This window comes from Streptomyces sp. NPDC001407, from assembly GCF_042895325.1.
Classification (GTDB): domain Bacteria; phylum Actinomycetota; class Actinomycetes; order Streptomycetales; family Streptomycetaceae; genus Streptomyces.
Genome location: NZ_JBIAWF010000028.1, coordinates 97,239 through 108,734 on the forward strand (window position 1 = coordinate 97,239; position 11,496 = coordinate 108,734).

The following is an 11,496-nucleotide window of genomic DNA, read 5'->3' on the forward strand; positions in this document are numbered from 1 at the left end:
AAGAGGATTTTCGGTCTGCCGGGGCTTCCTTGTCCACGTCCCGCGGGGCCGCGGCACCCCGGGAGCGGCGCCTTGGGACGTCCGCACACAATGGTGGCGGGGCACTGGCGTCCGAGTGCGGTGCCGCAAACGGGGGATCGAGATGCAGAGTACGAACAGCGGGACCGTTCTCGTCGCGGCGGCGCTCGTCGTCGGGCTGGTGGTACGGCAGCAGTTGCGCACCCGCCCGGTGCGGCGCTACGGCTCGCTCATCACGCCGGCGGTCTTCGGTGTGCTGGGTATTTCGGGGATCGCCTTCGGCGTCGCCTCGGTCGTCAAGGACCGCCCGCTGACCGCGCTCCCCGTCGCCCTCCTGGTGGCGAGCCTGGCCGTCGCGGCGGGCCTGGGTGCGGCCAGGTCGCGGACCGTACGGGTCTGGCGCGGGCCCCAGGGCGAGGTGCTGCGCAAGGGTACGGCGGCAACCACCGGGCTGTGGCTGGCCTCGGCGGGCGTGCACTTCGGGCTGGGCCTGTGGATCGACCACGCGGCCGGGACCGGGGTGCTGGGTGTGGCTTCCCTGTACGCGTACCTGGCGATCGGCGTCGGCACACAGAACCTCCTGGTGCGCGGCCGGGCCGCCGCGCTGTGAGCGTGATCCGCCCGCAGCACAAACCGGTTGGCCGTACCCCGGCCGCCGCCTGGCGTCGCGGCATGGAACCCATTCAGATCACCTCTGCCGTCCGGCAGTTGACCTTCCCTGTCGGGCACGTTCACATCGTGCGGCTGGCGGACGGATACGCCCTGGTCGACACCGGTGTGCCGGGATCCGCCCCGGCGATCCTGAGCGCCTTGGAGCAGCTCGGCGCGCGCCCTGGCGACGTACGGCAGATCGTCCTGAAGCACTTCCACCTCGACCACGCCGGCTCCGCCGCGGATCTCGTCGCGGCCACCGGCACCCGGGTGCTGGCCGGTGCGCAGGACGCCCCGTTCATCAGCGGCACCGTGCCCGGACCGGAGCCGGTGCATACTCCCGAGGAACGGCGTGTTCACGAGCAGGCCCTGGCCGGACTCGCCGAGGCGGGGCTGCCGCCGCTGAAGCATGTGCCGGTGGACGTCGAGCTGCGCAACGGCGACACCCTCGGCGGCTGGGCCGAACCCGTCCGCGTCCCGCATGTGCCCGGTCACACGCCGGGATCCATCGCGCTCCATCTCACGTCCAGCGGCGTGCTGTTCCCGGGCGACACCATCGCCACCGTCGAGGGTCGGCCGCTCCTCGGCCCGTTCAACGTGGACCGGGAGGAGGCCATCGCCACCTTCCGGCGGCTGGCCGCGCTGGAGGTAGGGACGGTGTGCGTGCCCCACGGTGAGCCGTTGCTGAAGGACGGGGGTACGGCGCTCCGGGCCGCCACTCCGGAAAGTGACTGGTTGTGAGCTACCGCACCGGCCCCGAGAGGCCGCGCACCAGGGCTTCGGTCACGTAGCCGGAGCGGGTGCCTAGCCGCCAGCCGTGCGCCGAAGTGGCCAGGACGACGGCCTGGACGAGATTCCTCTGCGGGCCCGCGGCTGGCGGTGCCTGACGAGCCGCTCCATCAGGGCCTCCTCGAAAGCCGGCTGGTCGTCGTCCAGCAGCACGCGCAGCAGACGCTGATCCGGCGTCAGCGCACCGGCACCGCCCAGCCACCGCGCCGCACGACCGCGCTCCTCGGCGCCCGTCTTGCCCAGCGGCCGAGGTAGCCGCACAACGCGTCCGTCTCCGCGAGCCTGGCCGCCTCCGGCTCCCCGGCACGGAGTCCGGGCGCGTGGTCCACGCGCAGCGTCACGTCGATGACGCGCGACGGCTCCTGGCACATGCCGAGGTCGAGCACCCCGCAAGCGCATTCCGCCGCGGTCCGCAGGGCGACACGCGAGGTGGGACGAGCGTGGGGTCCGCAGGACACCGGCGGCAACGTGGTCGAGGAGCTCGTCACACATCACCTGCCACCCCGCGAGGGACAGGCATCAGGCGATGTCCAGTCCACGTAAGTGGCACCGGACGAGCGCGACAGCGGCCTTGGAGGCCGGCTCATCCCGCGTCCGGCGGCGGCTCCGGCCGAGGAGCGGGGCCGTGCTCTTCACACGTGACCGACGGGGGCCCGTGCCTCGTGCGGGAAAGCGGCGACCGAACCTTGCCGGCACGGGCCCTGCGAGCCGGGTAGGCCCACGTCAGGCGCGCGCACGCGCCGTCGCACTCTCTCCGCTGAAATACACTTTCCCGGTGAACGAGACATTGCCCCCGTGCCCCGCGTGCTCCAGCGCCTACGCCTATGAGATGGGCTCCCTTCTGATCTGCCCCGAGTGCGGGCACGAGTGGTCGCCCTCCTCCGCCGAAGCCGGGAGTGGTGAGGGCACGGTGATCAGGGATTCGGTCGGCAATGTGCTCGCCGACGGGGACACCGTGACCGTGGTCAAGGCCTTGAAGGTCAAGGGCAGCCCCAGCGGGATCAAGGCCGGTACCAAGGTGCGGAACATCCGGCTCGTCGACGGCGTCGACGGACACGACATCGACTGCAAGATCGACGGGTTCGGCGCCATGCAGCTCAAGTCCAGTGTGGTCAGGAAGGCCTGAGGCGATACCGGCGCGTACACCGGTGCACCCACGGCGTACGCTCCCGCCGTGGACGTGAACGAATACCGGATCTCCGTCAGCAGGGCCCAGTGGATCGGGGTCGCCCTCATGACTCTCTGCGGGGTCCTCTGCCTGATCTGGGTGACCTTCGGCATCGGGTGGGCGCACTATGTGAGCCATTTCGACGGCAGCCCCCGCGAGACCAGCGTCGCCAACTACCCGAGCCCGGATCTCCTGCTGGGCCTCGGGATGCTTCCCCTCCTGCTCACCCCCTTCTCCGCCCTCACCGGCATCTGGCGCACGTGGACCACGCCGGAGGGCATCCGCACGCGCGGCATCCTGCGGCGCCGGTCCCTCCCCTGGCTGAGCATCGCCGGCATCGACGTCAGGGAGCACGGGCACGGCCACCGTGCCTACTACCATCTCGAGGTCCGGCTCCACAGCGGCAAGCGGCTGTGCCTGCCGGGCATCCAGGACGTCTTCGAGGGCAACCTCACGGGCCCGCGCACCGAGATCGTGGCCCGCTGGAAGGCGGCCCACGTCACCCCCGGACCGGACGGTTCCTGGCTGGGCGACGGGCACGGTGCGGTTCCTCGGTCCTGAAAACTCAGTCCTGAACGCTCCTCACCCCTGGCGTTCCTCGTCCCTGGCGCCCGCCAGGGCTTCCGCCCGGTGGGCGATGTTGCGGGCCATGCCCCCGAAGACGAGGGCGTGGAAGGGCGCGATGGAGTGCCAGTAGGCGTGGCCCGCCAGGCCGTGGGGGTGGAAGAGGGCGCGCTGTTCGTAGCGGGAGTGGCCGGAGCCGTCGGGGGTGGCGGTGAGTTCCAGCCAGGCGCGGCCGGGCAGCAGCATCTCGGCCCGTAGTCTCAGCATCTTGCCCGGGACGATGTCCTCGACGCGCCAGAAGTCGAGGGCGTCGCCGGCCCGCAGCCGCCGCGGGTCGCGGCGGCCCCGGCGGAGGCCGACCCCGCCCAGGAGGCGGTCCGCCCAGCCCCGGGCGGCCCAGGCGAGGGGGAAGCTGTACCAGCCGTTCTCCCCGCCGATGCCTTCGATGACGTCCCACAGCATGGCGGCGTCCGCGGCGACGCGCAGGCCGCGACGGTCCTGGTAGAGGCTGCCGCCGGACCAGTCGGGGTCGGAGGGCAGCGGGTCGCTGGGCGCGCCCGGGAGGGCGGCGGACGACCACCGGGTGCTGACGTCCGCGTCCTTGATGCGCTGGAGGGCGAGGCGTACGGCCCCGTCGAAGCCGGTCAGCCCCTCGGGCGGGTCGGGGACGTACGCGGCGATGTCGCGCTCGCGGCAGACCACCTCGTGGCGCAGGGACTCGACCAGCGGGCGGGCGATGGTGTGCGGCACGGGGGTGACCAGCCCCACCCAGTAGCTGGACAGGGCCGGGGAGAGCACGGGTACGGGAAGGACGGCCCGGTGCGGCAGCTGGGCCACGGCCGCGTAGCGCCGCATCATCTCCCGGTAGGTGAGCACGTCGGGCCCGCCGATGCCGAATTCGCGGTTGACGTCCGGCGGGAGGCCGGCCGCGCCGACGAGGTAGCGCAGGACGTCGCGGACCGCGATCGGCTGGATGCGGGTGTGCAGCCAGCGGGGTGTGACCATGACGGGCAGGCGTTCGGTGAGGTAGCGCAGCATCTCGAAGGAGGCGGAGCCGGAGCCGATGATCACCGCGGCCCGCAGGTGGGCGGCCGGCACCCCGCCGGCCAGCAGGATGCGGCCGACCTCGGCGCGGGAGCGCAGGTGCGGGGAGAGGTCCGCCTCGGGGACGCCCGCCGGGGCCAGGCCGCCGAGGTAGACGATGCGGCGGGTGCCCGCGGCCTCGGCCGCGCCGGCGAAGGCGTGGGCGGCGCGCCGGTCGGTCTCCTCGAAGTCCCGGCCGGTGCCGAGCGCGTGGACGAGGTAGTAGGCGACTTCCACCCCCTCGAAGGCTCGCGGCAGGGTGTCGGGGCGGGTCACGTCGGCCTGGACCACTTCCACGTCGGCCGCCCAGGGCTGGTCGCGCACCCGCCCGGGATCGCGGACCAGGCACCGCACGCGGTGGCCGGCGCGCAGCAGCTCAGGCACGAGCCGCCCGCCGATGTATCCGGTCACGCCGGTGACCAGGCACAGCTGTCCGGGTCGCGCTGATGGTGCGGCCATGGGCTCGGCGCCTTTCCTCGTCGTCTCCCTCAACCCTCGCACCGGTCGCCGGGTGCCGCACGGAGGGACCCGCGCGGCGGCGTCACCTTCCGCGGGCACGCTGGAAGCGGGCCAGGCCGTCGGAGAGGGCGACGAGCGGCTCGGGGTAGTCGTAGCGGGCCCGCTCCGCCGTCGGCAGCTTCCACGGTTCGTGCACGGCCGGTCCGTGGATCCCGGCGAGTTCGGGCACCCAGCGGCGTACGTAGGCGCCGTCCGGGTCGAAGCGTCTGCCCTGGGCGACGGGGTTGAGGACCCGGTTGGGGCGGGTATCGGTGCCGGTGCCTGCCACCCACTGCCAGTTGAGCTGGTTGTCGGCCACGTCGCCGTCGACCAGCCAGGTCAGGAAGTGGCGGGCGCCGACGCGCCAGTCGACGTACAGCGTCTTGGTGAGGAAGCTCGCGGTCAGCAGGCGGCCGCGGTTGTGCATCCAGCCCTCGTGGAGCAGCTGGCGCATCGCCGCGTCGACGACGGGGTAGCCGGTGCGTCCCTCCTGCCACGCGGTGATCTCCTCGCGGGCGGTGGATTCGGTGCGCCAGTGGTCGTGCCGGGTGCGGTAGTCGGCCGTGGCCGCGCCGGGGCGGGCCGCGAGGACCTGGTGATGGAAGTCGCGCCAGCACAGCTGCCGGACGAAGGCCGCGCCGCCGGGACCGTCCGACTCCCGTGCGCCGTGGGCGAGTTCGACGGGCGAGAGCGTGCCGAAGTGCAGGTGCGGGGAGAGCCGGGAGGTGGCGTCGCCGGGCAGGTCGTCGTGGCGGTCCTCGTAGGCGGCGAGCCCGCTGCGCTTCCAGGCCGACCAGCGCCTGCGGCCCTCGCTCTCCCCGCCGGCCGCGAGGCCCGGTGACACTCCGTCGGTGTGCTCGCGGGCGGGGAGCGGCTCGGAGCCGATGCCGTCCGGGACGCGTACGGCGCGCGGGGCGCGCAGGACGTCGCGCGGCCGCTCCTGTGACCAGCGGCGGAAGTACGGGGTGAACACCGCGTAATGGTCCGAGCCCGCCGGTGTCACGGCGCCGGGCGGCAGCGCGGTGCTCACGGCGTCGTGGACGCGCAGGTGGCGGCCGTCGGCCCACAGGGCGTCGCGCAGGCGCCGCTCCCTGCGCTGGGCGAATCCGCTGACACCCGCGGCCATGTGCACCTCCCGGGCACCCGCCTCGGCGGCGACCTCGCGCACCCGGTCGGCCACCTCGCCCGAGCGCACCACCAGGCGGCCGCCCCGCGCGCGCAGCCCCGCCTCGAGATCGGTCAGGCAATCGGCCAGGAATGCACACCGGTTGGGCGCGGCGAATCCGGTGGCGGCGAGGGCGTCGTCGCGGACGAACAGCGGCACGACCTCGTCCGCGCCCGCCAGGGCCGCGCGCAGGGGCGGGTGGTCGTGCAGCCGGAGGTCCGAGGTGAACAGGACAACGGAAACCGTCATGGCGGCGTCTTCTCCGTGGGCCGGGGCCGGTGGGCGCGTACGGCCACCGTACGGTTGGCCGCCGGGCCGCGCGGGACGGGTGCGTCCGGTCGGCTCACGTCACCGAAGCGCTCTCCAGCACCGCGTCGATCTCCTGTCGCGCGGCCGGGTCGGCCGACTGGGTGATGCCGAGGAGGAAGGCCCCGCGTCCCGCGTGTGCCGCGATGACGGTCATGCGGAGGTGGACCGTGGCGCCCTTGCCGTCGTTCACCTTCAGGGCCACGGTGTGCGCGGGGCGGCCGCTCACCGTCGTCGGCCGGGTCTCCTCGAGGGTGGAGCTTCCGTCGGGGTAGAAGAATTCCGCGTTCGACCTGGCGGCTCGCTCCGTCGTCCGCCGCAGGCCCTGCTCCGGGACATCCCCGGCCTTGCCTGCGAGCACGACGCCGCCACCCGCGCCCTCCGCGCGCTGCGCGCCGATCGACGAGGTGAAGGCGTCGATCAGGCGCTTCCGGCTGGTGTCCCAGCCCTTGGGTATCGCGTACGAGATCCCCGCCGCGTCGTCCGTCACCCGGGGCCGCCCGGCGAAGGGAGAGGTGTCCTCGCTCCGGGTCAGCCACCACGCGGCGGCGCTGCCGCCCGCCAGGAGGAGGACCAGTGCCGCGACGACGGCGGCCACGACGATCCCGCGGTTGCGGGGCCGTACGGGCGGGTGCGGCGGGTACGGCGGGAGAGGCACGGGGGCGGGGGTGATCATGAACCCAGCATCCCCCGCGCGGTCCGGCTCGGCCCTGAGCGTTCGTACTCAGACCGCTACTCATGTGGCCCCCGCTCCTCCCGGGCGGAAAACGAGGGGCGCCGACTGCTGAGCCTTCCAAGGCCGGTCCGCCGCCCCCCGGAACAAGATCAAAAGGTTGCGGCGAGCCCGGAAAGGAGTCAGGCTTCGCGGGAGCCACGAGCCGAGGGGGAGAACAGCGGATGAAGCGGCGCGTATTGGGAAACCAGGGTCCGGAGGTGTCGGCCATCGGACTCGGCTGCATGGGGATGTCGGTCGCCTACGGCGTTCCGGACGATGCCGAGTCCTTGCGCACGCTCGACCTCGCCGCCGAGTCGGGGATCACCCTGCTGGACACCGCGGACGCCTACGGCCGGGGTGCGAACGAGGAGTTGCTGGGGCGCTGGCTCCGCGAGCGGCCGGGCAGCCGGGAAAAGGTCGTGCTCGCGACGAAGTTCGGCCTGCGGCACGACACGACGACGGGGCGGGTGGGCGACGTCGACACCTCGGCGGCGTACGTCGGGCCCGCGTGCCACGCCTCGCTGCGCCGTCTGGGCACCGGCCACATCGACCTCTATTACGCGCACCGCCGCAATCCGGAGGTGCCGATCGAGGAGACCGTCGGCGCGATGGCCGCGCTGGTCGAGGCGGGGGACGTGCGCTTCCTCGGGCTCAGCGAGGTCAGTCCGCGGACGCTCCGCCGCGCGCACGCCGTACACCCCATCAGCGCCGTCCAGTTGGAATACTCGCTCTTCACGCGCGATGTCGTGGAGGGGGAAATGCTGGAGGTGTGCCGGGAGCTGGGAATCGGCGTGGTGGCGTATTCGCCGCTGGGGCGCGCCATGCTGACCGGATCCGTCACCTCGCGCGACGATCTGGCCGAGGGGGACAACCGAAGGCGCTGGCCGCGTTTCGCGGAGGAGAACCTCGATCGCAATCTCGCGCTCGTGGATGCCGTGCGGAGTGTCGCCGCGCAGTTGGAATGCTCCCCCGCCCAGGCGGCACTGGCGTGGCTTCTCGCGCAGGGCGACGACATCGTCCCGATCCCCGGCACCAAGAAGCGCCGCTATCTCGCCGAGAATGCCGCGGCCGCCGGAATCTCCCTGACCGCCGAGCAGGCCGAACTGCTGCGGCGAGCGGTGCCCGACGGTTCCGTGTCGGGAACCCGCTATCCCGAGCAGGCGCTCTCGCGGCTCGGGCACTGAATTCCACCGCGCGACGGGCCCCGGCCCGTGGCCGGGGCCCGTCGGTTCATCAGGTGCGGTAGGCGTAGTAGACCGCGTCCGGGTTGGAGGCGATGATGCTCGCCACCGACTTCCGGTAGGTGTTCGTGGAGTGGTACGTCAGATACGGGACGCCCATCCGGCTCCGGTAAGTGACGATCATCGAGTGGTCCTTGGACCCGTCGTCGTCGAAGTCCATCTGCAGGATGTCGCCGACGTCCATCTGATAGACGTTGGCGAGGTTGGACGCCCGCTTGGACGACAGCGTGAACCACGCCCACTCGTTGGCACCCACCCAGGAATCCGTCTGCCCGGAGGGCCCGTACGCCCAGTTGTGGTAGTCGGAGTACGAACCGGGCGCCGCCTTCCAGCCGCCGGCCTTGAGGGACTGGCTGATGAAGTTGGTGCAGTCGCCGCCCGCGGCGTTGAACTGCCGGTAGTCCGGGTTGTAGTTCCGCCAGTACTTCTCCGCGTAGGCCGCCATGGCCGCGTAGTTGTAACCGGTGCCGCTCATCTTCTTCGGCTTCGCCGGGGCGGGCCACGAGATGTCGGCGGGGGTCCCGGTGGGGGCGACGCCGTTGTCCGCGGCGACCGCGGTGCGGGGCTCGTTGATCGCCCGGGGGCCGCCGTCCGTGGGCCTGATGCCCGTCAGCTCCCACTTCCCCTTCGCGTTGCCGGAGAAGCTGAGCTCGTGGTGGGCCTTGAAGCCCGTCGTCGTGGGCTCGTCGCCACGGACCTTCTTGTAGGTGAGCGTCGTGGTCTCGGTGACCTCGACCGTGGCGCGCCCGTGCTTGACCTGGGTCCTGTCCACGGACACCTGGGTGTCGGAGGCGGTGTACGCCTCACCCAGGGAGGCGAGCTTCGCCTTGCGGCTGCGCAGCGAGGACAGCGCGCTGTCCTCGCTGCGGGTCAGACCGGACGAGACGCTCACGTTCCCGTCGTGGAGCGGCGCGGCTATTCGCCGTGTGGAGCGGTTGTCCAGCAGCGCGGCGGTGCGCTCTTCGAGCACGGCGCCGGCGACGCGGCCGAAGGACTTCACCGTCTTGCTGTCCGCGGACTTCGGCTCCGCGGCGCCCGCGCCCGAGGGCAGGAACGCGGTCGAGATGGTCGCTGCCAATACGGCGCCGACGGCGATTCTCAGCGTGTTTGCTTTCAACGTGTTTCCCCTTTACCCCCGGTCCGGGCGGACCGGGGAAAAGGGATCTTCGCACAGATTTCCGCGACTGTGGACGCATGCCCGTATCACGGATCGGACACCGGATCCCCTTGCCCGCGCGGCGCCCGTCCCGGTGGCTTCAGCGGCCTTGCAGCGCCTTCACGTTGTCGCCGAACGACCAGCCTCGCGAGCCGTCCCAATTGAGGGACCAGGTCATCATGCCTTTCAACGCTCCGCCGTAATTGGTCCAGACCTGAGAGACCTGATCCGGGGACATATAACCGCCGCCCGCGCCAGGTTGGGCGGGCAATCCGGGGACCTGTTTGTCGTAGGGAACCGTGATGGTGGTGCCCTGCACGACAAGCCCCTTGTCCAGGCAGTCGGTCTGCGCGGTGAATCCCTCGACCGTGCCGGCTTCGTACGAATCCCCGGAACAGCCGAACATGCTGCCGTTGTAGTACTGCATGTTCAGCCACCAGAGCCGGCCGTTGTCAGCGTATTTCTTCACGATCGGCAGGTATGCGCCCCATATCGAGCCGTATGTCACGCTACCTCCGGTGACATAGGCGGTCTCGGGTGCCATGGTCAGACCGAAGCCCGCGGGCATCCGGTCGAGGATGCCGTCGATGATGCGCATGAGATTGGCCTGGGACTCCGACGGCCTGGTGATGTCGCCACTGCCCGTGAGGCCGGTCTCGATGTCGATGTCGATGCCGTCGAAGTTGTACGCCTTCAGGATCGGCACCACCGTCTCGACGAAGCGGTCGGCGACAGCGCTGGAACCGAGGTCGATTCCGGCGGCCGCGCCGCCGATGGACATCAGGATCGTGGCTCCGCCCGCCTTCGCCCGGCACATCTCGGCGGGGGTGGCGACTTTCACGGTCGCGTCCATGCCGTCCTCCCACACGGCGGTGCCGTCGGAACGGATGACGGGGAACGCGGCATTGACGACGTTGTAACCGTGGCCCTGGATACGGGCATCGGTGACCGGGATCCAGCCGAGGGGCGGATGAACGCCGTTCGCGGCGCCGTCCCAGTTCTCCCAGTACCCCTGGAGGACCTTGCCCGCCGGTCTCGGCTTGACCGCGCAGGTGTCCTCCCGCGGCGCGTCCACCGCACCGGCGACCGGCACTTGCGCGACGAAGGCGACGGCCAGGGCAACCCCCAGCAGACGCGACACGCGACGGTTCATGCGGAACCCCCTCCCGCGACCGGCCACGGGCGACCGCACGTCGCGCCCGTGTCCCGGTTTTCCGAGAAGGTAGGACGGGGCGGATGGGGCGTCAATAGGTCTGGACCAAGGCGCTTCAGGTGGCGGGGCGCGGGTGTTGCGCGGCCAGCCAGCGGACGGCGGCATCGAGGGTGCGGTCCTGAAGGGTTCTCGACGTAGCCTCGGGAACGCCTTCGTCAGGCGCGATCGGCCCGTCGTGGACACGCCCGGTCCGGTCGGCCTCCCGGGCCTCGGTCAAGGCGATCAAGGCGCCGTCGGCGACGTTATAGGTCGCGTTGCCGGTCGGAACCCCGGCAGTGGGCCGGCCGAAACCGCGGGTCACAGGCCGCCCCCGGAGCGATCAAACACCTGTGGTCCCGGCCGATCAAGACCGAAGGGCGGCAGCACCTGGTGGTGCTGCCGCCCTCGGGTGTCGCGCTCAACCGCTCTGGATCAGTAGGCGGAGTTGACGTTGTCCATGGAGCCGTAGGTGTGGGCTGCGTAGTTGCAGGAGGCGACGATGTTGGCGACCGGGTCGTAGATGTTCCAGGACGTGCCGTCGACGTGGAAGGCCTTGAAGGTGGGGTCGATGATCTGGAGGAGGCCCTTGGAGGGGATGCCGGCGGTGGCGTTGGAGTCCCAGTTGTTGATGGCCTGGGGGTTGCCGGTGGACTCGCGCATGATGTTGCGCTTGAGGCCGTCGTAGGTGCCGGGTATGCCCTTGGTGTGCATGATGTCGAGGGCCTGGTTGATCCAGCCGTCGAGGTTGTCGCTGTAGGCCTTGGGGGCGGGGGCCGGGGTGGCCGGTGCGGGGGCGGGGGCCTGGATGGGCTTGCGCGCTTCGGAGCGGCTGGCGCGGTCCTTGTCGGCTTCGGTCTTGGCCTTGGCGGCCTTTTCTGCCTTGGCGGTGTCGGTGGCCTTGGTGGCGGCTTCGGTCTTGGCCTGGGTGGCGGCGGTGGTGGTGCGCTGGT

The 11,496-nt window shown here is 71.5% G+C and carries 13 protein-coding genes; 5 read left to right on the forward strand and 8 right to left on the reverse strand.

Annotation, left to right across the window (positions count from 1 at the left end; genetic code table 11):
• Positions 1-142: 142 nt before the first annotated feature.
• The gene (locus tag ACFY1P_RS30095) at positions 143-628 is read left to right on the forward strand and encodes a hypothetical protein (RefSeq protein WP_390752408.1); all 486 of its coding nucleotides are present in this window, start codon (positions 143-145) and stop codon (positions 626-628) included.
• 62 nt (positions 629-690) lie between these two features.
• Positions 691-1,410, forward strand: a complete 720-nt coding sequence (locus tag ACFY1P_RS30100; protein WP_390752409.1) for an MBL fold metallo-hydrolase — start codon at positions 691-693, stop codon at positions 1,408-1,410.
• A 224-nt stretch (positions 1,411-1,634) separates the two neighbouring features.
• Here the strand turns inward: ACFY1P_RS30100 and ACFY1P_RS30105 are convergent, their stop codons facing one another.
• The gene (locus ACFY1P_RS30105; RefSeq protein ID WP_390752410.1) at positions 1,635-1,844 is read right to left on the reverse strand and encodes a hypothetical protein; all 210 of its coding nucleotides are present in this window, start codon (positions 1,842-1,844) and stop codon (positions 1,635-1,637) included.
• 389 nt (positions 1,845-2,233) lie between these two features.
• On the opposite strand from ACFY1P_RS30105, the gene ACFY1P_RS30110 reads away from it, so the two are divergent.
• Positions 2,234-2,584 carry a zinc ribbon domain-containing protein YjdM gene (locus ACFY1P_RS30110; RefSeq protein ID WP_390752411.1) on the forward strand — a complete coding sequence of 117 codons (351 nt, stop codon included), beginning with the start codon at positions 2,234-2,236 and terminating at the stop codon, positions 2,582-2,584.
• A 48-nt stretch (positions 2,585-2,632) separates the two neighbouring features.
• Positions 2,633-3,187, forward strand: a complete 555-nt coding sequence (locus ACFY1P_RS30115) for a PH domain-containing protein (RefSeq protein ID WP_361529070.1) — start codon at positions 2,633-2,635, stop codon at positions 3,185-3,187.
• A 21-nt stretch (positions 3,188-3,208) separates the two neighbouring features.
• On the opposite strand, the gene ACFY1P_RS30120 is transcribed toward ACFY1P_RS30115, so the two are convergent.
• The 3 genes from ACFY1P_RS30120 to ACFY1P_RS30130 form a co-directional block, all read right to left on the reverse strand.
• A complete protein-coding gene (locus ACFY1P_RS30120) occupies positions 3,209-4,732 on the reverse strand; it encodes an SDR family oxidoreductase (protein ID WP_390752412.1) in 1,524 nt (507 codons plus the stop codon).
• Positions 4,733-4,814: 82 nt separating this feature from the next.
• Complete coding sequence (locus ACFY1P_RS30125) at positions 4,815-6,185, reverse strand: cryptochrome/photolyase family protein (RefSeq protein WP_390752413.1); 1,371 nt, start codon at positions 6,183-6,185, stop codon at positions 4,815-4,817.
• Positions 6,186-6,279: 94 nt separating this feature from the next.
• Positions 6,280-6,918 (reverse strand): hypothetical protein, encoded by a 639-nt coding sequence (locus tag ACFY1P_RS30130; RefSeq protein ID WP_390752414.1) that lies wholly within the window; start codon positions 6,916-6,918, stop codon positions 6,280-6,282.
• A gap of 221 nt (positions 6,919-7,139) precedes the next feature.
• Here ACFY1P_RS30130 and ACFY1P_RS30135 point away from each other — a divergent pair, with 221 nt between their 5' ends.
• A complete protein-coding gene (locus ACFY1P_RS30135) occupies positions 7,140-8,141 on the forward strand; it encodes an aldo/keto reductase (RefSeq protein ID WP_390752415.1) in 1,002 nt (333 codons plus the stop codon).
• A gap of 49 nt (positions 8,142-8,190) precedes the next feature.
• Here ACFY1P_RS30135 and ACFY1P_RS30140 read toward each other — a convergent pair whose 3' ends face one another.
• From ACFY1P_RS30140 to ACFY1P_RS30155, 4 genes are all read right to left on the reverse strand, one after another.
• A complete protein-coding gene (locus ACFY1P_RS30140; protein WP_361529085.1) occupies positions 8,191-9,315 on the reverse strand; it encodes an amidase domain-containing protein in 1,125 nt (374 codons plus the stop codon).
• 139 nt (positions 9,316-9,454) lie between these two features.
• The gene (locus ACFY1P_RS30145) at positions 9,455-10,507 is read right to left on the reverse strand and encodes a chitinase (protein ID WP_390752416.1); all 1,053 of its coding nucleotides are present in this window, start codon (positions 10,505-10,507) and stop codon (positions 9,455-9,457) included.
• A gap of 115 nt (positions 10,508-10,622) precedes the next feature.
• The gene (locus ACFY1P_RS30150; protein ID WP_390752417.1) at positions 10,623-10,868 is read right to left on the reverse strand and encodes a hypothetical protein; all 246 of its coding nucleotides are present in this window, start codon (positions 10,866-10,868) and stop codon (positions 10,623-10,625) included.
• A 110-nt stretch (positions 10,869-10,978) separates the two neighbouring features.
• A partial coding sequence (locus tag ACFY1P_RS30155; RefSeq protein ID WP_390752418.1) for a transglycosylase SLT domain-containing protein occupies positions 10,979-11,496 on the reverse strand: 518 nt, incomplete at its 5' end.

Bases quoted from the DNA above. Each gene is read 5' to 3' on its own strand.
- ACFY1P_RS30095 (WP_390752408.1), top strand. From the start codon at position 143: ATGCAGAGTACGAACAGCGGGACCGTTCTCGTCGCGGCGGCGCTCGTC.
- ACFY1P_RS30145 (WP_390752416.1), bottom strand. From the start codon at position 10,507: ATGAACCGTCGCGTGTCGCGTCTGCTGGGGGTTGCCCTGGCCGTCGCC.
- ACFY1P_RS30125 (WP_390752413.1), bottom strand. From the start codon at position 6,185: ATGACGGTTTCCGTTGTCCTGTTCACCTCGGACCTCCGGCTGCACGAC.
- ACFY1P_RS30100 (WP_390752409.1), top strand. From the start codon at position 691: ATGGAACCCATTCAGATCACCTCTGCCGTCCGGCAGTTGACCTTCCCT.
- ACFY1P_RS30120 (WP_390752412.1), bottom strand. From the start codon at position 4,732: ATGGCCGCACCATCAGCGCGACCCGGACAGCTGTGCCTGGTCACCGGC.
- ACFY1P_RS30135 (WP_390752415.1), top strand. From the start codon at position 7,140: ATGAAGCGGCGCGTATTGGGAAACCAGGGTCCGGAGGTGTCGGCCATC.
- ACFY1P_RS30130 (WP_390752414.1), bottom strand. From the start codon at position 6,918: ATGATCACCCCCGCCCCCGTGCCTCTCCCGCCGTACCCGCCGCACCCG.